Origin of the sequence: Qipengyuania rhodophyticola, assembly GCF_042493225.1 — a bacterium.
Lineage (GTDB): Bacteria > Pseudomonadota > Alphaproteobacteria > Sphingomonadales > Sphingomonadaceae > Erythrobacter.
Window position 1 is genome coordinate 1,669,710 of sequence record NZ_CP170454.1, and the last position, 20,252, is coordinate 1,689,961.

General features: G+C 57.9%; 21 protein-coding genes. 13 read left to right on the top strand and 8 right to left on the bottom strand.

The features are described 5' to 3' along the window. Nucleotides 1-81 precede the first annotated feature (81 nt). Nucleotides 82-297 (top strand): hypothetical protein, encoded by a 216-nt coding sequence (locus tag ACFCXQ_RS07905; RefSeq protein WP_379549465.1) that lies wholly within the window; start codon nucleotides 82-84, stop codon nucleotides 295-297. Nucleotides 298-313: 16 nt separating this feature from the next. On the opposite strand, the gene ACFCXQ_RS07910 is transcribed toward ACFCXQ_RS07905, so the two are convergent. Together ACFCXQ_RS07910 and ACFCXQ_RS07915 are read right to left on the bottom strand one after the other, a co-directional pair. Continuing rightward, nucleotides 314-985, bottom strand: a complete 672-nt coding sequence (locus ACFCXQ_RS07910) for an energy transducer TonB (RefSeq protein ID WP_379549467.1) — start codon at nucleotides 983-985, stop codon at nucleotides 314-316. Between the two features lie 126 nt (nucleotides 986-1,111). Then, nucleotides 1,112-1,768, bottom strand: a complete 657-nt coding sequence (locus tag ACFCXQ_RS07915; protein WP_379549469.1) for an alpha/beta hydrolase — start codon at nucleotides 1,766-1,768, stop codon at nucleotides 1,112-1,114. A gap of 98 nt (nucleotides 1,769-1,866) precedes the next feature. Here ACFCXQ_RS07915 and ACFCXQ_RS07920 point away from each other — a divergent pair, with 98 nt between their 5' ends. From ACFCXQ_RS07920 to ACFCXQ_RS07935, 4 genes are read left to right on the top strand one after another with little or no spacing between them, the layout of a single operon-like run. Continuing rightward, nucleotides 1,867-2,925: a cysteine desulfurase family protein gene (locus ACFCXQ_RS07920; protein WP_379549471.1), complete on the top strand. Its 1,059-nt coding sequence runs from the start codon at nucleotides 1,867-1,869 to the stop codon at nucleotides 2,923-2,925. Continuing rightward, entirely contained in the window at nucleotides 2,922-3,998 is a 1,077-nt protein-coding gene (locus ACFCXQ_RS07925; protein WP_379554594.1) for a cysteine desulfurase family protein, read from the top strand. The genes ACFCXQ_RS07920 and ACFCXQ_RS07925 overlap by 4 nt, the downstream gene beginning before the upstream one ends. Beyond that, nucleotides 3,995-4,324 (top strand): 2Fe-2S iron-sulfur cluster-binding protein, encoded by a 330-nt coding sequence (locus ACFCXQ_RS07930; RefSeq protein ID WP_379549473.1) that lies wholly within the window; start codon nucleotides 3,995-3,997, stop codon nucleotides 4,322-4,324. The genes ACFCXQ_RS07925 and ACFCXQ_RS07930 overlap by 4 nt, the downstream gene beginning before the upstream one ends. A 39-nt stretch (nucleotides 4,325-4,363) precedes the next feature. Then, nucleotides 4,364-5,146 (top strand): ion transporter, encoded by a 783-nt coding sequence (locus tag ACFCXQ_RS07935; RefSeq protein ID WP_379549475.1) that lies wholly within the window; start codon nucleotides 4,364-4,366, stop codon nucleotides 5,144-5,146. 17 nt (nucleotides 5,147-5,163) lie between these two features. Here the strand turns inward: ACFCXQ_RS07935 and ACFCXQ_RS07940 are convergent, their stop codons facing one another. After that, entirely contained in the window at nucleotides 5,164-6,093 is a 930-nt protein-coding gene (locus ACFCXQ_RS07940) for a DUF4349 domain-containing protein (protein WP_379549477.1), read from the bottom strand. 185 nt (nucleotides 6,094-6,278) lie between these two features. On the opposite strand from ACFCXQ_RS07940, the gene parC reads away from it, so the two are divergent. Further along, nucleotides 6,279-8,633, top strand: coding sequence for a DNA topoisomerase IV subunit A (parC, locus tag ACFCXQ_RS07945; RefSeq protein WP_379549478.1), 2,355 nt, complete (start codon nucleotides 6,279-6,281; stop codon nucleotides 8,631-8,633). Here the strand turns inward: parC and ACFCXQ_RS07950 are convergent. From ACFCXQ_RS07950 to ACFCXQ_RS07970, 5 genes are all read right to left on the bottom strand, one after another. After that, on the bottom strand, nucleotides 8,630-9,811 hold the full coding sequence (locus ACFCXQ_RS07950) for a CCA tRNA nucleotidyltransferase (protein WP_379549480.1): 1,182 nt from the start codon (nucleotides 9,809-9,811) through the stop codon (nucleotides 8,630-8,632). The two genes, parC and ACFCXQ_RS07950, sit on opposite strands and share 4 nt — an antisense overlap. After that, entirely contained in the window at nucleotides 9,804-10,409 is a 606-nt protein-coding gene (locus ACFCXQ_RS07955) for a CoA pyrophosphatase (protein WP_379549482.1), read from the bottom strand. Before ACFCXQ_RS07955 ends, ACFCXQ_RS07950 begins: the two co-directional genes overlap by 8 nt. Further along, nucleotides 10,406-10,954, bottom strand: a complete 549-nt coding sequence (locus ACFCXQ_RS07960; protein WP_379549483.1) for a DUF1285 domain-containing protein — start codon at nucleotides 10,952-10,954, stop codon at nucleotides 10,406-10,408. The genes ACFCXQ_RS07955 and ACFCXQ_RS07960 overlap by 4 nt, the downstream gene beginning before the upstream one ends. Nucleotides 10,955-11,017: 63 nt before the next feature. Next, nucleotides 11,018-11,545: a GNAT family N-acetyltransferase gene (locus ACFCXQ_RS07965; RefSeq protein WP_379549485.1), complete on the bottom strand. Its 528-nt coding sequence runs from the start codon at nucleotides 11,543-11,545 to the stop codon at nucleotides 11,018-11,020. A gap of 89 nt (nucleotides 11,546-11,634) precedes the next feature. Further along, complete coding sequence (locus ACFCXQ_RS07970; RefSeq protein ID WP_379549487.1) at nucleotides 11,635-12,801, bottom strand: PQQ-dependent sugar dehydrogenase; 1,167 nt, start codon at nucleotides 12,799-12,801, stop codon at nucleotides 11,635-11,637. On the opposite strand from ACFCXQ_RS07970, the gene ACFCXQ_RS07975 reads away from it, so the two are divergent. The 7 genes from ACFCXQ_RS07975 (at nucleotide 12,782) to ACFCXQ_RS08005 (ending at nucleotide 20,250) form a co-directional block, all read left to right on the top strand. Then, nucleotides 12,782-13,447, top strand: a complete 666-nt coding sequence (locus tag ACFCXQ_RS07975; RefSeq protein ID WP_379549489.1) for a ribonuclease HII — start codon at nucleotides 12,782-12,784, stop codon at nucleotides 13,445-13,447. The genes ACFCXQ_RS07970 and ACFCXQ_RS07975 overlap by 20 nt on opposite strands. A gap of 66 nt (nucleotides 13,448-13,513) precedes the next feature. After that, complete coding sequence (locus ACFCXQ_RS07980) at nucleotides 13,514-14,440, top strand: calcium/sodium antiporter (RefSeq protein ID WP_379549491.1); 927 nt, start codon at nucleotides 13,514-13,516, stop codon at nucleotides 14,438-14,440. A gap of 266 nt (nucleotides 14,441-14,706) precedes the next feature. After that, entirely contained in the window at nucleotides 14,707-15,879 is a 1,173-nt protein-coding gene (locus tag ACFCXQ_RS07985) for a site-specific DNA-methyltransferase (RefSeq protein ID WP_379549493.1), read from the top strand. Between the two features lie 107 nt (nucleotides 15,880-15,986). After that, entirely contained in the window at nucleotides 15,987-16,769 is a 783-nt protein-coding gene (locus ACFCXQ_RS07990) for an outer membrane protein (RefSeq protein WP_379549495.1), read from the top strand. A gap of 122 nt (nucleotides 16,770-16,891) precedes the next feature. Then, on the top strand, nucleotides 16,892-18,004 hold the full coding sequence (gene folP / locus ACFCXQ_RS07995) for a dihydropteroate synthase (protein ID WP_379549497.1): 1,113 nt from the start codon (nucleotides 16,892-16,894) through the stop codon (nucleotides 18,002-18,004). A gap of 163 nt (nucleotides 18,005-18,167) precedes the next feature. After that, complete coding sequence (locus ACFCXQ_RS08000; RefSeq protein WP_379549499.1) at nucleotides 18,168-18,941, top strand: outer membrane protein; 774 nt, start codon at nucleotides 18,168-18,170, stop codon at nucleotides 18,939-18,941. Between the two features lie 163 nt (nucleotides 18,942-19,104). Next, nucleotides 19,105-20,250, top strand: a complete 1,146-nt coding sequence (locus ACFCXQ_RS08005; RefSeq protein WP_379549501.1) for an alkaline phosphatase D family protein — start codon at nucleotides 19,105-19,107, stop codon at nucleotides 20,248-20,250. The last annotated feature ends 2 nt before the right edge of the window (nucleotides 20,251-20,252 follow it).

Sequence of the window (20,252 nt, forward strand, 5' to 3'; positions counted from 1 at the left end):
TTGCTATGCAACTTTGACCAAGTCAATTTACAATTCTGACCGTGTTTGCGGGCAGCTCTTGCAGTGATTATAGGGGCGCGCATGACCTCAATTGTTCTCTCCGTTTTGGTGCTCGCCGCAATTGCACTCGTCTTGGGCGCAATTTTCATCATGCGTAAAACCGGTGATAAGCGCCGTGCCGCGCTAATGGTGGTGCTGGCAATCGTAGCGGCGCTCAATGTCGCGATCTGGACAATCCCTAGCGGCGGCGGCGCCGCGCCGGTTGATCAGATCGAGCAGATCGACCAACCGGATTAACGCCTTCGAGGTACTCTTAATTGGGCAATTGCCACTTAACTGCGCTGGAGAAGCTTCCCGCAACAGCCTCTCCATTGGTGCCGCGAGCAGGCTCAAACTTGGCCCTCTCCTTCACCAGCCTGCAGGTCGCTTGATCGAGCGGGGTATGGCCGGTTGAGCGAGTAATGGTGCAGTTTTCGATCCGGCCATTGGCAGCAATCTCAAGTCGGAAGCTTGCTGTGCCGACCATCTCACGGCGGATCCAGCTGCTGCGATAATCACTCGTTGTGATCCAAAGCCCCGGATTGTTGCGGGGTGCGGCTCTCACCGGGTCAAAGCTGGGGGTTGGTGATGGACGCGCGACGATGCGCTCAGTCCCCGAGCCAGTGATCGGCGGAAGCGGACCAGCATCAATATGAATGATCGGACCGGTCGGAATATCCACGTCCAGATTAATCACTGGATCAGGCGCGGTTATCGGGCGCTCGACAGGTTGGGTTGGTTTGGCCTCGCGAGTATCGGGCTGAGGCTCGGGTGGCGGCGGAGGTATGTCATCCTTAACGTCCCAAGTTGTCATTGGAGTGTCGGTTTCGATAACCCCGGTAACACTAAGACCCCAGATCAACGCGACTGCCGCGCCTGCATGAATGCCGATAACGGCAGCCATGCTAGCAGGTGATGCCCTGTGAGTTTGATTAAGATAAGCCATGTTGGTTCTCCTCTCATGTCGGGCCAGCCGATTTCTTGAGAGGGCTTTATGGCCCAACAGAGCTATAGTTTCGCCTCTGAGGATGAACGCAGGGTTAAGTTCTGAGTGGCAAAAAGCCACTTATTATCAAGTGATTGGGCAGGATGGATCCAGCCGGAAATCAAGATAATTATCAATCGAGCGCATCATCTCATCCTGCTCGTTTTGGAAAAAGTGATTGGCGCGCGGAATTTCATCGTGATGGATCGTAATGTGCTTTTGCGTCCGCAATTTATCGACCAGTTTTTGCACCGCACTTGGCTGAACCACAGTGTCAGCCGCTCCTTGCACAAAGATTCCCGAAGCAGGGCAGGGTGCAAGGAACGAGAAGTCATACATGTTCGCTGGCGCACCTACGGAAATGAAGCCGCGAATTTCAGGGCGACGCATGAGCAATTGCATGCCGATGAGCGCGCCGAAGCTTACGCCCGCGACCCAAGTCACTTGCGCCTCCTCATGGATCGACTGGACCCAATCGAGTGCTGCGGCTGCATCGGATAATTCGCCAATGCCATTGTCAAAACTGCCCTGGCTGCGGCCAACGCCGCGAAAGTTAAAACGCAATGTCGCAAAGCCGCGATCGACAAATGTTTTGAACAGCTTCTGTGTGATCTGCTCATTCATTGTGCCGCCGCCTTGCGGGTGCGGGTGCAGGATCATCGCGACGGGCGCGCGCGGGCGCGGCGCGGGTGAATAACGACCTTCGAGACGGCCTTCTGGACCGGGAAAAATGACTGAGGGCATGGAAAACCTGCTTGAAAAATGGCTGCGCGCAAACCGTGGCTGGTGCGCGGTGTGTGGCGGCTATATAGGCATTGCTGCAAAAATCGCAATTTTCTTTAATGAGTAGTCTCATCGCGAACCGAATCTATCTTGACCATGCTGCGACCACGCCGCTTCGCCCAGAGGCGCGGGCGGCGATGGAAGAGGGGTTTGCGATTTGGGCGAATCCGTCGAGCCCGCATGCGGAAGGGCGAAAAGCGCGCGCGGCGCTGGAGGATGCGCGCGCGCGGATTAAGGCTAGCCTTGGCTGGGATGGTGAGCTGATTTTTACGAGCGGCGCTAGTGAGGCGCTAGCGATTGCCGTGCAGCGCGCAAAGACCGGCCAAGAGCGAGTGACGCGCCGGATTGTGAGCGCGGTTGAGCATGATGCAGTCTTCCGTGCCGCGCCCGATGCGGAGGTCCTGCCAGTTACCCAAGGAGCGGCCGAGCTCTCGCCGATCGATGGCAGTGTGCTGTTTGCGATGCAGCATACTAATTCGGAAACGGGCACGATCATGTACCCTTTCGTGAAATCTGAAGCGATCGAAGCGGTGCGGAAAGCTGGTGGGTTGGTACTGGCAGACTGTTCGCAAAGCGCAGGTAAGCAGGCGCTCCCGGACGCCGATATGATTGTGATTTCGGCCCATAAATTTGGCGGACCAATCGGCATTGGAGCATTGCTGGTAAAAGACTATGCGATGCTTGAGCCTATTGGCGGGCATGAGCGAGGCTATCGTCAAGGTACGGAAAATCTGCCTGGCGCAATGGGCATGGCGGCAGCGTTGGAGATTGCGGGCTTTGATCAATGGCACACCAGCGTGGAGCAGCAACTTGATTTCAAAGCATGTCTTTACCATGGGGGCGAAGTGTTCGCGCCGGGCTTTCAGTGTTCATATATTCACGCGGTGACGCATCCGACTATGAGTGCGCAAGCGCTGCTGATCCGTCTTGATGCAATGGGCTTTGCGGTTTCTGCGGGAAGTGCCTGTTCGTCGGGCACGCTGAAGAAAAGCCGCGTGCTGGACGCATTCGGCATGGATGACGAGGCCGCCTCGCGAACCATCAGGGTCAGCCTTGGCTGGAACACAACACCAGAAGAGTTGGACCGCTTTGCCGAAGCATGGGCTTCGCTCAAATGATCTACCTCGACTATCAAGCCACCACGCCACTGGCGCCGGAAGCGCGCGAGGCGATGCTGCGCTGGCTCGATGGGCCGGGTGGCGCAGGCTTTGGCAATCCGCATTCGCCGCACCGCATGGGGCGTCAGGCAGCTGCTGCAATAGAGCTGGCGCGAGACCGGGTGGCGGCGCTATTTCCGGCGGGTGGCCGGGTGATTTTTACCAGCGGCGCGACGGAGGCGCTGAATCTCGCCATTCGCGGTACAGCAGGCGAGGGGACTGTTTCCTATTCCGCGATTGAGCACTCGGCTGTCGGCGACACTGCGCAAGCCGCTGGGTCTAGCCATGTGCTCTCGGTGGACGCCGACGGTACTTGTCATCCCGATCAAGAATGGCCCGCTGACACGCGATTGCTCGCGGTCATGCAGGTGAACAACGAAATCGGCACAGTTCAGCCAACGGATAAGTGGCAGGCTTTCGCTTCAATGCAGAATTGCTTGCTCTTGTCTGACGCCGTCCAAGCTTACGGCAAAATAGAAGTCGCTGGCGCAGATATGATCGCGATTAGCGCCCATAAGTTCCATGGCCCTAAGGGAGTCGGCGCTTTGTGGGTGCGCGATGGCGTTGACCTCAAGGAAGTGCAGACCGGCGGCGGGCAAGAACACGGCCTGCGTTCCGGCACTTTGTCGCCCGCCCTGATCGCGGGCATGGGTGCAGCCGCTCAGCTCGCGCAAGAGCGCATGGCGGATGACGCAGAGCACGTCGAACGACTTTGGGCCCGCGCTCGCGAGCTGTTTTCCGATTGGACGCTTAATGGCAGCGAAGACGCGCGCTGGCATGGCAATCTCAACATTCGCAAAGACGGGCTGGATGTCGCGCGTCTCATGTCCGAATGCCGCGATATCATGTTTAGCGCAGGGTCCGCCTGTGCCAGCGGATCGGGCCGCCCCAGCCACGTGCTCCGCGCGCTTGGCCTGTCCGACGCTGACGCCAAATCCTCGATCAGGCTGGGTTTTGGCCGCTATACGGTTATGGATGATATTGAACAGGCAGCTGCTGTCATCAACGCGGCGGCAAAAGGGCAAGAGATATGAAAATTCGCTTCACAACCGCTCAGGGCAAAACGGTCGAAGCCGACGCCGAGAGCGGCGCGGATTTGCTCACCGTCGCACAAGGTGCGGGCATGCCGCTAGAGGGAACATGCGAGGGGCAGATGGCCTGCTCCACTTGTCATGTGGTGGTGGACCCAGATTGGTTTGCAAAGCTGCCTGAGGCGAGCGAGGAAGAGGAAGACATGCTTGATCTTGCCGCCGGGGTTCAGCGCACCAGCCGCCTTGCCTGCCAGATCATGCTTGACGATACACTCGATGGACTAACGGTCGCAATCCCTGCTGAAAGCCATGATATGCGGCGTTTCTGAACCGCGATGAGATCTCAGCAAAACTTCGGAGTTTCCGCCATGACGCTGCGAGAGCGCGCACAAAATCTTGTCGAATCCAAGCCATTCGAAAATTTCATCATTGCCGTGATCGTCATCAATGCGATTGGGTTGGGGCTGGAAACGTCCCCCGCAGTGATGGCGAGCATCGGCTCTGTTGTTGAATGGCTGGATGCGATCGCGCTGGCGATTTTTGTAGTCGAATTGGCGATCAAGTTTTTCGCTTACCGCCTGTCATTCTTCAAAAATGGCTGGAACATCTTTGATCTGGTGATCGTCGGTGTCGCTCTGGTCCCGGCAAGCCAGCAATTCTCGGTCCTTCGTGCGCTCAGGATCCTACGCGCGCTGCGACTAATCTCAGTCGTTCCGAGCATGCGCAAGGTGATCGTCGGACTGTTTAAGGCCATCCCCAGCATCGGGACCGTGATCGTGATGCTATTGCTGCTGTTTTACATCAGCGCGGTGATGGCGACCAAGCTATTCGGCGAGAGCTTCCCGCAGTGGTTCGGCCATCTTGGCGCCTCGCTTTATTCGCTGTTCCAGATCATGACGCTCGAAAGCTGGAGCATGGGCATCGTGCGCCCGGTGATGGAGGAATACCCCTATGCCTGGGCGTTCTTCGTACCGTTCATCCTGATGACAAGTTTTATCGTCTTGAACTTGTTTATCGGTGTTATCGTCAACGCAATGTCTGAGGCGACGGACGAGGAAGCGCATGGCGAGCGCGAGGAGATATTGGAGCAGTTAAAGGCGCTGCGTGAGGAAGTTGGGGCGTTGCGAGCGCAAAGCGAAAAGAGAGGCTAGTGCGCCGCGCTGCAACGCTATTTTCCCTTTACCTCATCTCCGGCTTGCGCTTCTTTCGCTGCCGAACGACGGAACAGCCGAATGCCGCTCTTACGCCACAACCAGCCTAGGCCGAGCAGCGCAAGGACTACGGGGATCAATACCGTCAGCGCGTAAATCATAAACGCGATTGTTGTGCCTAAGATGGACCCGATTGATTGGAACGCATCGACAATTGGCCGGCCGAAACTCCCGCCAGTTCGGGCGCTCGAGTTATAGCTGATGGTCACGCGGCTATAAGCGACGCGCCCGCGCATCTCGGCAAGCCAACTGCGCGCCTGATCAATCTCTTCGTTGACCTGTGCAACGCCGCGTTCGGCCTCGATCAGTTCAGCAACTGTTCCCTGACGCGAACGCAGCACTTCCATCAGGCGGTCGCGCAATAGCGTCCTAGCGCGCAGTCGGGCTTCGGTATCGACGATCTGTTTGGACAGGTCCTCCCCCGAGATGGACGTGTCCACCTGCTCGCCGCCCAAGCTCTCGGCGGATGAGGCGAGGTCCTTGCCAAAATTGCGTGCCTTGCTAGCGGCCACGGCAAGCTCAAGTGTTCCGTAGGCATAGCTGCCTTCTGAACCGGCCTGCTGAAGCGACAAAACGCGGCAACCATTGTTGGGGAGTTTCTCGCATAGCTCGACATGGCGCTGAGCGAGAGGTGCGATCTCATCCGGCGCAATGCGAAAGCCGTAGCCATAGACGTAGGCGATTTGGGGCGCGCTCGAAGTTTTGTCGATACCTGCGGTCGCGTTCTCCGCGCCAAGAGCGGAATCAGTCTCGGCTTCACCTGGTGCCTCAGCAATATCGACTGTTTGCACACGCTCGACGCTCTCCATCATCGCGGCATCTTCGCTTGCGCTGCACCCTGCGACTGTCAGCGCAAGCGCGCATGTTCCGATAGCCCAATTTCGCATTGCTCTCTCCAATTGCCGCAAACCAATACGGCCAAATATGGCATATCTGCCTTATTTCTGCCATAATTGAGGGGGTGACGCCTCATTTGCAAGCAAATTTTGGCACAGCAGCGCGACAGACTGCGCCGGGGATAGTGTGAAACCCACGTTGTTTCGCGTGCGGGCGCAGTGGTAGATCATTGCGCATGACAACTACTGAACTTGATGATTCTGTGCCTGATCCATTCGACGCTTTGGTCGATGTACCATTCGATTCCGCGCTGGAAGAGCGCTATCTTGTTTATGCGCTTTCAACGATTACCGCGCGTTCGCTCCCTGATTTGCGTGATGGGTTAAAGCCGGTCCATCGCCGCCTGCTGTGGACAATGCGCCAATTGAAGCTCGACCCGAGCAACAATTACAAGAAATCGGCCCGCGTTGTCGGCGAAGTAATCGGCAAATATCACCCCCATGGCGACACCGCAGCTTATGATGCGATGGTCCGCCTCGCACAGAATTTCTCGCTGCGCTATCCGCTGGTCGAGGGGCAGGGGAATTTCGGCAATATCGACGGTGATAATGCCGCCGCTTATCGCTACACCGAAGCGCGCCTGACTAAGACAGCGATGCAGCTGATGGCCGGCCTTGATGAGGGCACAGTCGACTTCATCCCAACCTATAATGGGGAGGAGGAAGAGCCGGAGCTGATGCCGGGCTTGTTCCCCAACCTGCTGGCCAATGGAGCGAGCGGGATTGCGGTGGGCATGGCAACCAATATCCCCAGCCATAATGTTGCGGAAATTATCGACGCAACGCTGGAGCTAATCGACAATCCGCATGTCGAGCATGCGCGACTGATGGAACTGTTCAAGGGGCCAGACTTTGCCACGGGCGGGTTGGTGGTCGATAGCGCAGAGGCGATTTCCAAGGCGTATGAAACGGGGCGGGGCAGTTTTCGGATACGTGGGCGCTTTTCGTCCGATGAGGCGGAGAAGCTGGAGGACCGCGATGCTGGTATCGAGCGGCTATCGGGCGGACAATATCAGCTGGTCGTCTCCGAAATTCCTTATCAGGTGCAGAAGGGCAAGCTGATTGAGCAAGTTGCGCAATTGATCGCCGACAAGAAGCTGCCGATCCTCGAAGACGTGCGCGATGAAAGCGATGAGGATATACGCATCGTTTTCGTGCCTAAGAGCCGCAATGTCGATCCGGAACTCCTCAAAGAGTCGCTCTATAAGCTGACTGATCTGGAGACGCGTTTCGGCCTTAACCTTAATGTGCTGGAGGCGAGCCGCACGCCGATGGTTATGGGGCTGAAAGAGCTGCTGGAAAATTGGGTCCGCAGCCAGATCGACATCCTCCAGCGCCGCAGCCAGCATAGGCTGGACCAGATCGCGCGGCGGATGGAGCTGGTCGAAGGCTATATAATCGCCTTCCTCAACCTAGACCGTGTGATCGAGATTATCCGTACAGAGGATGAGCCAAAGGCCGTCATGATGGAAGAGTTTAAGCTCTCTGACCGCCAGGCCGAGGCGATCCTCAATATGCGCCTGCGGTCTCTGCGCAAGCTGGAAGAAATGCAACTGCGCGATGAGAAGTCGGCTCTGCTGCAAGAGCAGGATGAGCTGGAGAAGCTGCTCGGATCGCCTGCGCGCCAGCGTACTCGGCTGAAGAAAGACCTGAGGACGCTGCGCAAGGACTATGCTGAGGATACCGACCTCGGTCGTCGCCGCACCAGCATTGAAGAGGCGGCGCCTGCGGTTGAGTTCAGCATGGATGCGATGATCGAGAAAGAGCCTGTGACGGTGATCCTCTCGAAACGCGGCTGGATCCGTGCCGCGAAAGGTCACATGCCGCTCGACCAAGAGTGGAAATATAAGGAGGGCGATGGGCCTGCCTTTGTGCTGCATGCGCAGACGACGGACAAGCTGCTGCTGGCAGCGGATAATGGCCGTTTCTACACGCTGGGAGCAGACAAATTGCCCGGCGCGCGCGGCTTTGGCGAGCCGGTGCAAAGCACGCTCGACATTGATGCGGAGGCGCGCATCGTCAGCATGCTGGTGAGCGATCCCAAGGGGCGTTTGTTGCTGGCATCGGATAGCGGCAAGGGCTTCCAGGCGGATATGTCCGAGCTTTTGTCGGAAACCCGCAAGGGTAAGCAGGTTGTGAATGTGGGCAAGGGCGGCAAGCTTGTTGTTGTACGCCCGATAGCCGATGGACATGATCATGTTGCCGTGGTGGGCGACAATCGCAAGCTGGTGGTGTTCAACATTGAGGATCTGAAGGTCCTCTCACGCGGGCAGGGTGTAATGCTACAAAAGTACCGCGATGGCGGGCTGTCTGACGCGACGACGTTCACGCTTGATGAAGGGCTTTCCTGGACCATGGGCGGCAAGGGGAACCGCACCCGGACAGAGCAGGATATGTGGCAATGGAAGGTCGCGCGCGGCGGGGCCGGACGTTTGCCGCCGCAGGGCTTCCCGCGCGATAATACCTTTGGCAATCCGCCCGTGGTAGAGAAGGTTGAAAATTCCGAAAACGATGAAAAAGCAGAAGATTAACCGGGCTTTTCAAGTTCTTCGTTCAAGAGGGCCTCGACACGGGCTGAGTTGGGGAATCCTTCCTCGACCCAGCGGGCTTGAACCGTTTGCAGAATGCGCGCGACCTCAGGGCCAGCCTCCACACCGCGCGCGACAATCTCCCCTCCTTTGAGCGGGAAATGCGGCGGCTCCCAATCACGTATGTCAGCGATAGATTGCGCTGAGAGGAGCAGTCGGTCCTGCGCGCAGGTCATCCCCTCATTATAGGCAAGGGCGCGGGGGTTCTTGCCATCTGCCGGCCCACGCTCTGCTGCGCAAATCAGCCTTGCTCGCTGGGCACGCGACAGGCGCAGGCGCGCTGCAACAGTCTCGGCCAGCACTTTAATCGGCGGGATTAGGGCCGCTAAACGGCGGATGCTTTCCGGCTCAACGCTCTGCGCTTTTTCGCCCGCGACGATTGCAGTAAGGCAGACCAGCTCGTTGCGCTTCGCCTCGGGCAGAACCACACCGAGAACGCCCAGCCGGTCCATCAATTGCACTGTTTCCACCGGGTCAGGCAAGGCGAGAATACCAAGCAATTCGCTTGATACCCGCTCGCGGCTGAGGCCTTTGAGCGTCTCGGCCAATTCCCCGCACGCCGTGACTGCATCTTCGTCCAGAGTATCGCCGAAACGCGCCTGAAAACGGAAGAAACGCAGGATCCGCAAATGGTCCTCTTTGATGCGCTGGCTTGCATCGCCGATAAAGCGAACTTTGCGTGCTGCCAAATCAGCTAGTCCGCCGAAGTAGTCACTAATCTCCAGCGTTTCAGGATGCGCGAACAGCGCATTGATGGTGAAATCGCGCCGTGCGGCATCCTCTTCCCACTTTTCGGCGAAGGCGATTGTTGCGCGCCTGCCATCAGTGGCGACGTCGCGCCGCAGCGTAGTGATCTCCACGGGCCCATCAGGCAGAACGGCGGTCACGGTGCCGTGGTCAATGCCGGTCGGGATGGTGCGAATGCCCGCCTCGCGGCATAGGTCGATCACGCTTCCGGGATGGTGCGTCGTGGCGCAATCGATATCATGTGCCTCAATCCCAAGCAGCGTGTCTCGCACGCAGCCGCCGACCCAGCGCATCGAGTCAGCGCCCAAAGCATCAGTCAGCTGGCGCAAATCCGCACGCTGCGTCCATGGTGCTGCTGGCAGGCGATCAGCCATCAATCTGCTCCATCCAAGCGAGCCGGCGCGAGAGATTGAAGAGAATTGCCGCCGTCACGCCCCAGATGCGATACCCTTGGTAGTCCATCTCAAGATATTGGCGATCTGCGCCGCGCCAATGGACCGAATGCTTGGTCCAATTGCGCGGGTCCATCAATAATGAAAGCGGCGCTTCAAACCAGCTTTCGACTTCGCGCGCCTCGGCAACAAGAGGTAAATCGGGCGGGATCACCCCCAGCACAGGCGTGATATTGAAGCCGGTGCCGGTCTGATATTGATCGGTTATCCCGACCAGCTGCACATGCCGCCGATCAAGGGCGAGCTCTTCTTCCGCTTCACGCAAGGCCGCCGCAACCGCGTCTTCGCCAGCGTCCAGTTTGCCGCCCGGAAAGGCCACTTGTCCGGGGTGGTCGCGCATGGTTGTGGGGCGCTGCGTCAGAATAACGCCCGGATTTGCTTGGTCCGTCACCGCAATCAGCACGGCCGCTTCGGCTGTTCGATCTGCATCGGCAAAGCTCGCATCACTCAACATATCGGGCAGGTCCAGGCGGTGCCCTTCTTCATGAAGGCGCGTAAGTTGAGACAGCAGGCTGCTCATGCTGGGATAAGCGAAAAATCCATACCCTGACTGGCTACGGACCAATCGTCCCCGCGTGCAAGCGCAATTTGCGCAAGCTGTTCGTAAGTCGAGCGGTTGAGGCGCGCTTCGCATCCCCTGCGCACAGCCACATAGAAGGCGGGTTGGTCAGGGTCGCCGCGTGCGATCAGCGGGTTGTCCGCTCCCGCAATTACCAGGTCATCAGTATTCAGGCGGAACGCAATACCGCCATCCGCCTCTTGGCAATCGACCGCGATAAATGCGGCGTCATCGACAGTAATCGTCAGTTTCTCAAAAGGTGTCACTAGCCAGTGCTCGGCATTCTCATCACGCGTCAGCAACCCTGCAAAGGCGCGAACCATAGCGGGGCGCTTGATAGCGCTACCCTCGTGATACCATGTGCCATCAGCGGCGATCCGCATATGGCTCTCGCCGGTGCGCTGCGGTGCCCAACCTTCGACAGGTGGAAGCTTACGATCGGCAACTTGGCGTGCAACCTCCGCAAGGGAAAGGCTGGCAAGTTCTGGGGGAGGTTCATACGGCATAACGTATGTATCGATGGCAGAATTGGGGACGCTCGCCAAGCCTGAGGAGCCTCGGTTTACTGCTTAGTTGTTGGTAGTTTCCACCCCGACGCACCATGGGCCGAGCATGCCTGCTGAAGGCAGAATCGCGGGGTTGCTGCACCGTACCAGCAAGCGGCCCTGATCGAATGGGCCGGGGCAATGCCACCCGCCCGTGTGCTTTGCGCCGAATCCCCACTGACTATAATAGGCTTCGTCTCCGATGAGCACTTGCGGGAGTGCTGCATCAGGGGTGATCGCGCCAAGGCTGGCACTCATCAAAGCTTTGCCGAAACCCTCGCCCTGCCGGTCGGGCATCACCGCGACGGGGCCGACCATCAGCATGGGGTGAGGGCGGCCTTGCGTATCCGTCAGCGCAATCGGCCAAAGCTGGATTGAACCGACCAGATATTCCTCGTCGTCCAGCGCCGCAAAACTGAGCGGCTGAAGCCACTCCATATCCTCGCGAATGCGATAGGCGGTGCGGGCATGCCGGTCAGGGCCAAAGGCTGCATCGAGCAAGGCTTCGACCATCGACGGGTCAATCGCAGAAAGAGGAACAAGTGTCGCCATCAGGCGCGCCGGTTAGGGCTGCTCAGCGCGGCTGTCGATGAATTTCACGTTTGCCCGTGAAAAGCGCGGGTGCTTTCGCGCGTTTCAATTTAGCCCGGTGTCAGTTTGAGAAGCCGTCCCTCTGGTCCATCTTCGAGAACCCAGAGCGCGCCGTCAGGTCCTTCGGTCAAAGACCGAATCCGGTTGCCCATGTCATAGCGCGCGACTTCGCTGGCGCTGTCACCGTCGATGGCAATCCGCACGAGGCCTTGTGACTGGAGACCTGCGATCAGGAAATCGCCCTGCATGCCGCCAAACATGGTGCCTTCATACGCAATCATGTCACCCGGTGCGATGACCGGTGTCCAGTGAATTGCGGGCTTCGCAAAGCCATCATCCTCGGTGTGATCGGGGATATCATCGCCATTGTAGTGGTCGCCATTGGAGCGTGTGGGCCAGCCGTAATTTGCGCCTTCTGCAACCAGATTAAGCTCATCTCCGCCGCCTGGGCCGTGCTCAACGTCCCACAGACGCCCCTCTGCATCATAGGCCATGCCCAGGATGTTCCGATGACCCCAACTATAAATCTCGTCAGACGCGCCGGCCTCCTCGGCAAGGGGGTTGCCCGATGCTGGCGTGCCATCAAGGTTTAGCCGAACAATAGTGCCGAGGGTGTTGCTGGTGTCTTGTGCGGGCTCCAGCTCTTGCCGGTCGCCGCTGGCGACAAACATATATTGCTCATCAGGGCTGAATATAATGCGGTGCGAATAATGACCGCGCTTACTCGTCTTGGGGCCTTGCCGCCAGATGACGTTCAAGCCCTCGACCGCGCATGTTGTCGCGGCGCTACATGCGAGCGTGCCTTTGCCAACGACCGCGCCGCGCGTATCTCCAGCGCCAGCCTCAGCCCAACTGAGGAAGATCGTGCGGCCATCAAGCTCGGCCGATGCTTCGCTTTCCAGAAAGGCGATATCGCCAAGGCCGCCTTGCCCCCCATAATCGACTTCTGGAGCACCAGAAATGGTGATCGCCTCGCCAGTCTCTGTGTTAAGCCCCTGGATTTGCCCTTCTTTTTCAGTGATCATCAACACCTGTGTGCCCGGAACAAACGCGCTCGCCCATGGTTCGTTGAACGTTCCTTGCTCAGCGATTGTGAAGTTGCCGTCAAAAGAAGCGGAGGATGTAGTGCCGCTATCCCCGCTTGCGGCGCTGCCGCAACTTGCGACGAGCACTAGGGGCGATAGAATCGCAGCGATCATGGAAGATGATTTAGTCATGCTCTCTTCAACTCCTGAGATCGGATTTGGTGCCCAGCCGATCACAATTGGTGTGGATGAGGCCGGGAGGGGGCCTCTTGCGGGGCCCGTAGTGGCGGCGGCAGCGGCGCTGCGCAAGCCTTTCTCTGACGAACGACTTTCTGGGCTCGACGATTCTAAAAAACTCTCGCCAAAACGGCGGGCCATGCTGGAGCCGGTTATTCGCGAAACCTGCGCGTTCGGGATCGCAGTTATTGATCCTGCGGAAATTGACCAGATCAATATTTTTGCTGCGACTATGCTGGCGATGACGCGCGCAACCGCCTTGCTGGAAATGTCACTGCGCGAGCAATGTGGCGGGATGATCGAGCATGCGCTCATTGACGGCAATAAGACACCTGTCGGGCGATGCGATGATTGGTGCTGGCCCGCAACCGCGATTGTCGGCGGAGATGGTATCGAACCGGCGATCTCGGCAGCGTCTATCCTCGCCAAAGAATACCGGGACCGGCTGATGAGAGCAGCGGCGAAAGAGCACCCGCACTATGGGTGGGAGCGAAATATGGGCTACGGTACTAAGGAGCATATGGCCGCGCTGCGCGAGCATGGGGCGACCCCGCTGCACCGCCAAAGCTTTGCGCCGGTTGCGCAATTGTCCCTGTTGTAAATTGTCCTCGCAATAAGTGAGATACGCGGGTGACAGTCGCGCGTGCCTCTGCCAAGGGCATGAGCGATGACCGAAGCAATCATTTCCATCCTTATCGGCCTGGTCGCGCTTGCCATTGGCGGCGAGCTGCTGGTGCGCGGCGCGGTTGGCGTGGCCAATAAGCTTGGCGTATCGACGCTGTTCACGGGCCTTGTGATCGTCGGCTTTGCGACCAGCATGCCGGAAATGGTGGCCAGTGTTCAGGCCGCATTGATTGACTCGCCCGAGATTGCTTGGGGCAATATTGCTGGCTCCAATATCTCCAATTCGTTGCTTATTCTGGGCGCAACCGCACTCATCGCGCCGATTGTATTGACGGGTATGGGCAAGCGTGATGCAGCGGTAGGCCTTGGAGTTTCCGCGCTGCTTTGGGTTCTCACCGCAGCGGCATTTGGTTCGCTGTGGATTGGTGTAGGCCTTCTCGCGCTGCTAATTAGCTACATCGTTTGGCGTTACCGGCATCCCCGCGCTGCCGATGAAGAAGACGAAGAGGAGGGGCCAGACGCATTGTGGCTCGCGGCTTTGTTGCTTGTCGGCGGCGTCGGCGTGCTGGTTTTCGGCGGCAACATCTTGGTGAACGGCGCGATTGAAATTGCGACCATTCTCGGCATGAGCGAGACGGTGATCGGCCTCACTATCGTGGCGATCGGCACATCACTGCCTGAGCTTGCTGCGTCTGCCGTTGCCGCGTTCCGCGGCAAGCCAGGCCTTGCGATCGGAAATGTTGTAGGCTCGAATATCTATAACATACTGCTGATCGGCGGGGTCACGATGATCCTTGTCCCGCGGCCAATCCCGTTCGAGCTGGTCGATGTGGAGTTTGCGGTCGTTACAGGCTCTGCGCTGCTGATCTGGATTTTGCTCGCGCGGGGGAAGACCATTGGGCGAGGGCTGGGCGCGTTATTGCTGGCAGGGTTTGCCGCGAACACGGTCTATCTGCTGCTCGCACAATAGAACGCGTCCCCACAGAGTCCTTTGCGCCACACCCCTGTATCTTGAGTCTCAAAAAACCAATGGACTCAATATCTAGCGGGGGACTCTTTTCGTTCTCCTTCAGTTCCCGACGCGTTTGCAAACCCTAACTTGGCGTTAACCATAACCGCCTATCGCTTTGCCCTTGACTGACTGTCCGCTTGGACTCACCCTGTGGATAACTTTGGTGCGACCCGAGCAAATGTGCGGTCGGGCCAAGAAACGGGGCCAAAATTGGGGAAGTGATTATGGGGGTCATTGAGACCGCAAAAACGCGCGCTGCGGCACAGAAAACCGCAGTTGAAGTGGCACCGGAATTGCCGCTGGAGCCGCTCACTAAGCTTCCTGTCGGGCAAATCCTCGATGGTGACTGCGTCGCGGCAATGCGGCGTCTGCCCGATGCGAGTGTTGATCTAATCTTTGCTGACCCTCCGTATAATCTTCAACTGGGCGGTGATCTCAATCGGCCCGATGGCAGCCATGTTGATGCCGTCACGGATGAGTGGGACCGCTTCGACAGTTTCCGCACCTATGACGATTTCACCCGCGCCTGGCTCACCGAAGCGAAGCGCGTGCTTAAACCTGATGGCGGGCTGTGGGTGATTGGCAGCTACCACAATATCTACCGCGTCGGCGCGATCCTGCAGGATCTGGGCTTCTGGATCCTCAATGACATTGTCTGGCGCAAATCGAACCCGATGCCGAACTTTCGCGGTACGCGGTTCACCAATGCGCATGAGACACTGCTGTGGTGTTCGCAAGGCGAGAAAGCGAAGTATCACTTCAATTACCGCGCGATGAAGACACTCAACGATGAGCTGCAAATGCGCAGCGATTGGGTCCTGCCGATCTGCAATGGTTCGGAGCGTCTAAAAGAGGGCGGGCAGAAAGTTCACCCAACGCAAAAGCCGGAAAGCCTGCTCTATCGTGTTCTGCTGGCGACTACAGACAAGGGCGATGTAGTACTCGACCCATTCTTTGGCACGGGCACAACCGGCGCTGTGGCCAAGCGGCTCGGCCGCGAATGGATCGGCTGCGAGCGCGAAGGGACTTACCGCAAGGCTGCGCTTAAACGTATTGAGAAAGAGCTGCCGCTCGATGAAAGCGCGCTCACCACGATGCAAAGCGCAAAGTCTGCGCCGCGTGTCGCCTTTGGCGCGCTGGTCGAAAATGGGCTGATCCCACCGGGGACTGAAGTGTTCGACAAGAAACGCCGCTGGAAAGCGAAGGTGCGCGCAGATGGCTCACTTGCTTATGAAAAGCAGACCGGCTCGATTCATGGTCTGGGTAAGGAATTACAAGGCGCGCCAAGCTGTAATGGCTGGACGTTCTGGCACTATGAAATTGCGGGCAAAGACGGCGCTGAGGTGAAACCACTCGACGCAGCTAGGCAACATTATTTGCTCGCGAACGAGGACTAAACACGGTTCGCCGTGCATAACAAAACGTTCAGGAATCCGGCAGGTTCAATCTCGTTTCTTGCAGTTGATCGGCACACCCCCACGCCGGTCTAACTGAAGGAATAATCATGAAATATGTCGCAATTTCTGGCGCGGCTTTCGCGCTATGTATGCCGTCACTGGCGTTGGCACAGGATGATGACAGCGGCCCTTACATTGGCCTGAGCGGAGGTCTGGTACTACCTGGCGATTCCAGCAACTCAGGTGAGTTCGACGCTGACGTTCCGGCCACCGAGGACTTTGGCGAGATCCCCGCCGAAACGCCGCTGGGTTGGGAAACCGATTTTGACAATGGTTTCGCGATTTCGGGACAGGCTGGCTACAAGCTCAGCAATGGCTTTCGTGTCGAGCTTCAAGGCGACTATAACGAGTATGATGTTGGTACGCACACCGGCCTGACCGTGGGCGAAACCGATATTGATGCGAGCGATGTTGCTATTCTCACGCGCGGCGCAGCGGACGATGCCAACCCAACGGTCGGCGCGGTGATCGCGGATGGTCAGGGCCAAGTGAAGAACTTCGGTCTGTTCACCAACGCTTTTTACGACCTCAACCGGGGTGGCACCATCCAGCCCTATGTTGGGGCTGGCGTCGGGTACCAGTGGACCGATGTTGAGTTTAGCCCATCGGGCGTCGATGTTGCGGATGATGATGACGGCGCTTTTGCGTATCAGCTGATGGCTGGCGCCTCCGTCGCAGTTTCGGAGAGCTTCGACCTCTTCGCGCAATACACTTACCGCGACACATTTGGAGATGCGGACATTCCGCTCAACCTTGTGCCAGCAACGCTGGGTGTAGAAACGCAGCAATCAATTTTGTCTGCTGGTGTTCGCTTGAAGCTTGGCGGATAGTCAGCCAAACCTCTGGAAGAAGGGTCGCCAAGGCTGGCGGCCCTTTTTTGTTATCGTCTTTTTCTGTGGCTCGTCGAAAATGCGCGCTGTTGTCGCTCGCTTAGATACTTTAAGCCACGGGCATGTCTCAAAACGTCTACATTCGCCCGATTGGCTTTGCGCCGAGCCCGCAGTCTGAACATGGCAATATCATCCGGCTGGCAGGTACGATGGTTTACGCGAGCCGCTTTGCCGTGATGCTAACAGATTATGGCAAAGTGACCGATCGCTGGTTGGCCTCGGTCGATACGATGGCTGATGTGCTTGCCGGATTGCCAGAGGGCGTAGCGCAAGAGGGCGCGGCGCAATGGGCCAATCTTCAACGTGAGCACAGCCCGCTAGAGCTGGGCGCGCGCACTTTGCGCTTCGATCAGCCACAGGTGATGGGCATCTATAATGTAACGCCTGACAGTTTTTCTGATGGCGGTGAGTTCCTACAGGATGTGGAAGTGGGCAGAGCACATGCCGCTGCCATGCTCGAAGCAGGTGCCTCGCTCATTGACATTGGCGGTGAAAGCACGCGGCCCGGCGCGAAAAAGGTCTGGGAAGGCGATGAGATCGAGCGAGTGCGTCCAGCGATTGAGGCTTGCGCGAATATGGGCGCAGCGATCAGCATCGACACGCGCAATGCCGCGACGATGGAGGCTGCGCTCGATGCAGGCGCACATATCGTCAATGATGTCTCGGCTCTGCGACATGATCCGCGTAGCTTAGACGTGGTGGCGCAGCGTGGGTGTCCGGTCATCCTGATGCATGCGCCGTCCTCAGGTGATGACCCGCATGATGGCGCAGCCTACGGAAATGTCGTGTTCGACGTGTTCGACTTTCTGCGCGACCGGCGTGATGCGGCGACCGCAGCGGGTATTGCGGGGGATCAGATCATCCTCGATCCCGGCATTGGCTTTGGCAAATCGCTGGCCGACAATCTCGCACTTCTGAATGCTTTGCCTCTGTTTCATGCGTTGGGGTGCCCTCTTCTGTTGGGCGTCAGCCGCAAACGCATGATCGGCGCTTTGTCGCATGAGGAGGGGGCCGAGGACCGTCTGGGCGGGAGCATTGCCCTGACGACGAATGGAATGAACGCGGGCGCGCAGCTGCTTCGTGTCCACGACGTTGCCGATAGCGTGCAGGCCCGGAATGTTTGGCGCGGACAGCGCGATGCTGCTCTTACGGAATTCGCTGATCTACCCGACTGATTTATAAGGGTAATTTCTTTTCTTGTAAATTTTTTTGCAACGCGCGTAACCAACTAAGTGTTCGCGGCGAAACTGTTATTGACCGCGCATGCAGACCCTCCCCCCTCCCCCCAAGGCATGCGCGGTCCCCTAAACCGAATTCAAAATTAAGGAACTCACCACAATGGCTCGTCCAACCCTTTCGCTCGTCCTGCTCGCTCTTACCGCTGGATCCGCAGTCGTCATGCCGACCGGCGCTTCTGCTCAGGACAACCGCGACGCACCGGAAAGTGGCTTTTACGTCGGCGCAAAAATCGGTGTAACTTCACCCAGCGATGAGACCTTTGACGGCGTTCAAGCCCCAGAAGGCGCATCACCTGGTGCAGCTGGCGCTCCTGCAGTGGTAAGCGCTGAGTTTGATGAAGACGTGACCTTCGCTGGCACCGTGGGGTATCGCTTTGGAACCCGCTTCCTCGGTGTTTTTGAGCCAAGCATTGAAGTCGAATATAGCTATGCCAGCGCAGATATTTCTGGCGGTAATTTCAACGGCGGTGATCAGACCTTCGGCGGCGATGTTGACGTAAACACATTCACTATCGGCTATCGCTCGGACATTCGTTGGTCGGATACTCAACGCATCGTGCCCTTCACTGGCGGCGCGATCGGGGTTGCCGATGTCGACAGTAACATCTCATATTTTCCCAATAACGGTGTTGCGACCGCGCCCACCTTTGCTCTGACGGGCAGTGACACGGGCTTTGTTACGCAGAGCAATGTCGGCCTCAGCTTCCAGCTGACTGACCAAATCGATCTGGAAACCAGTGTGCGTTATCAGCGCATCACCGGGCTCGATTTTGAGCGCCGCTTTGTCGGCGGTGGCAACAATGATTTTAACGCTGACCTCTCCGGCTCGCTTGAGACAGTCTCTGGCTTTGCGGGCCTGCGCTACCGCTTCTAATTTGTAGACACTTTGAGAAGAGTGTCACGCGAGGGCCACTCAGCTGCGAATGCTGGGCGGCCCTTTTTGTGTGCGCTGCTCAGCTAAGCCACTTCCCGTCAAACCGCTGTCATCTTATAAGGTCATGGAAACGGAAACTCGCGTTCCAATCTGGAGATGTCTTATGCGCCGTGCTTTGCTTGCTATTCCTCTGCTATTCGCTGCGCCTGTCACCGCGCAAACCGAGCCTGTCGCGGCTGGTCCGGATGCGTTTTTGACCGGGTACTTTGCTGCGCTGAAAGATCAGGTGGAGCTGCCCGTTGCGCCTGAAGGCAAATCTCTGGCGGCGGATGCCAATCTCTCGAGGATTGCTTTTGGCAGCTGCAATCACCAATCGCGCAGCCAGCATATGTGGGCTCAGATCGCCGCGACGAACCCCGATGTGTTTTTGTTCATCGGTGACAACAATTACGGCGATCAATTCTGGAAAGGTGATGCTTCACTCAGCACGCTGCGCGCCGCCTATCAGAAACAGGCTGAGACGCCCGAACTCACCGAGTTTCGCAAGCAGGTGCCGATGATGATCACTTGGGATGACCATGACTTTGGGCTCAATGATGGCGGCGCAAACTTCGCGTTTCGCGGCTGGTCAGAGACGATTTTTGAGACTTTCTGGGGATCATCAGAAGAGGTGAAATCGCGCCCGGGCATTTACGAGAGCCGCATGTTCGGCGAGGCGGGCAAGCGCGTCCAGATCATCATGCTCGATACGCGTTTCTTCCGCTCCGAGCTCGAGACGATAGCCTACTCACCGGAACGACCGCCGCTTGGTCCCTACGTCCCCAGCGAAGATAGCGGTAAGACCATGCTTGGCGATGCGCAATGGCAATGGCTGGAGCAGGAACTTGCCAAACCGGCGGACCTGCGCATTCTCGTCAGCTCAATTCAAGTGATCACTGACGCGCATAATTACGAAAGCTGGGAGGCGCTGCCGATTGAACGGGCTAAGCTTTATGGGATGCTGTCAAAGCGGGCGGAGAGCGGTCTGGTGATGCTGTCAGGCGATAGGCATGCTGGCGGCATCTACACAGATACACCAGAGGCTGCTGACGGCGAGAAATTGTGGGAATTGACCAGCAGCTCGCTCAATTATTCCTTCAGCTCAACCGAGCGGAACACCGAGCGCGAGCCTGATCCCAAGCGACTCACCGACTTTATCTCGGAAGAGAATTTTGGTCTGGTCGAGATTGACTGGCGGCGCGAGGCTGTAACCCTCAGCTTGCGCGGGAGCGAGGGTGAGACGCGGGTGGAGCAGCGCTTTACCTGGTAAGG

Bases quoted from the DNA above. Each gene is read 5' to 3' on its own strand.
- ACFCXQ_RS07905 (WP_379549465.1), top strand. From the start codon at position 82: ATGACCTCAATTGTTCTCTCCGTTTTGGTGCTCGCCGCAATTGCACTC.
- ACFCXQ_RS07910 (WP_379549467.1), bottom strand. From the start codon at position 985: ATGGCTTATCTTAATCAAACTCACAGGGCATCACCTGCTAGCATGGCT.
- ACFCXQ_RS07915 (WP_379549469.1), bottom strand. From the start codon at position 1,768: ATGCCCTCAGTCATTTTTCCCGGTCCAGAAGGCCGTCTCGAAGGTCGT.
- ACFCXQ_RS07920 (WP_379549471.1), top strand. From the start codon at position 1,867: ATGAGTAGTCTCATCGCGAACCGAATCTATCTTGACCATGCTGCGACC.
- ACFCXQ_RS07925 (WP_379554594.1), top strand. From the start codon at position 2,922: ATGATCTACCTCGACTATCAAGCCACCACGCCACTGGCGCCGGAAGCG.
- ACFCXQ_RS07930 (WP_379549473.1), top strand. From the start codon at position 3,995: ATGAAAATTCGCTTCACAACCGCTCAGGGCAAAACGGTCGAAGCCGAC.
- ACFCXQ_RS07935 (WP_379549475.1), top strand. From the start codon at position 4,364: ATGACGCTGCGAGAGCGCGCACAAAATCTTGTCGAATCCAAGCCATTC.
- ACFCXQ_RS07940 (WP_379549477.1), bottom strand. From the start codon at position 6,093: ATGCGAAATTGGGCTATCGGAACATGCGCGCTTGCGCTGACAGTCGCA.
- parC (WP_379549478.1), top strand. From the start codon at position 6,279: ATGACAACTACTGAACTTGATGATTCTGTGCCTGATCCATTCGACGCT.
- ACFCXQ_RS07950 (WP_379549480.1), bottom strand. From the start codon at position 9,811: ATGGCTGATCGCCTGCCAGCAGCACCATGGACGCAGCGTGCGGATTTG.
- ACFCXQ_RS07955 (WP_379549482.1), bottom strand. From the start codon at position 10,409: ATGAGCAGCCTGCTGTCTCAACTTACGCGCCTTCATGAAGAAGGGCAC.
- ACFCXQ_RS07960 (WP_379549483.1), bottom strand. From the start codon at position 10,954: ATGCCGTATGAACCTCCCCCAGAACTTGCCAGCCTTTCCCTTGCGGAG.
- ACFCXQ_RS07965 (WP_379549485.1), bottom strand. From the start codon at position 11,545: ATGGCGACACTTGTTCCTCTTTCTGCGATTGACCCGTCGATGGTCGAA.
- ACFCXQ_RS07975 (WP_379549489.1), top strand. From the start codon at position 12,782: ATGGAAGATGATTTAGTCATGCTCTCTTCAACTCCTGAGATCGGATTT.
- ACFCXQ_RS07970 (WP_379549487.1), bottom strand. From the start codon at position 12,801: ATGACTAAATCATCTTCCATGATCGCTGCGATTCTATCGCCCCTAGTG.
- ACFCXQ_RS07980 (WP_379549491.1), top strand. From the start codon at position 13,514: ATGACCGAAGCAATCATTTCCATCCTTATCGGCCTGGTCGCGCTTGCC.
- ACFCXQ_RS07985 (WP_379549493.1), top strand. From the start codon at position 14,707: ATGGGGGTCATTGAGACCGCAAAAACGCGCGCTGCGGCACAGAAAACC.
- ACFCXQ_RS07990 (WP_379549495.1), top strand. From the start codon at position 15,987: ATGAAATATGTCGCAATTTCTGGCGCGGCTTTCGCGCTATGTATGCCG.
- folP (WP_379549497.1), top strand. From the start codon at position 16,892: ATGTCTCAAAACGTCTACATTCGCCCGATTGGCTTTGCGCCGAGCCCG.
- ACFCXQ_RS08000 (WP_379549499.1), top strand. From the start codon at position 18,168: ATGGCTCGTCCAACCCTTTCGCTCGTCCTGCTCGCTCTTACCGCTGGA.
- ACFCXQ_RS08005 (WP_379549501.1), top strand. From the start codon at position 19,105: ATGCGCCGTGCTTTGCTTGCTATTCCTCTGCTATTCGCTGCGCCTGTC.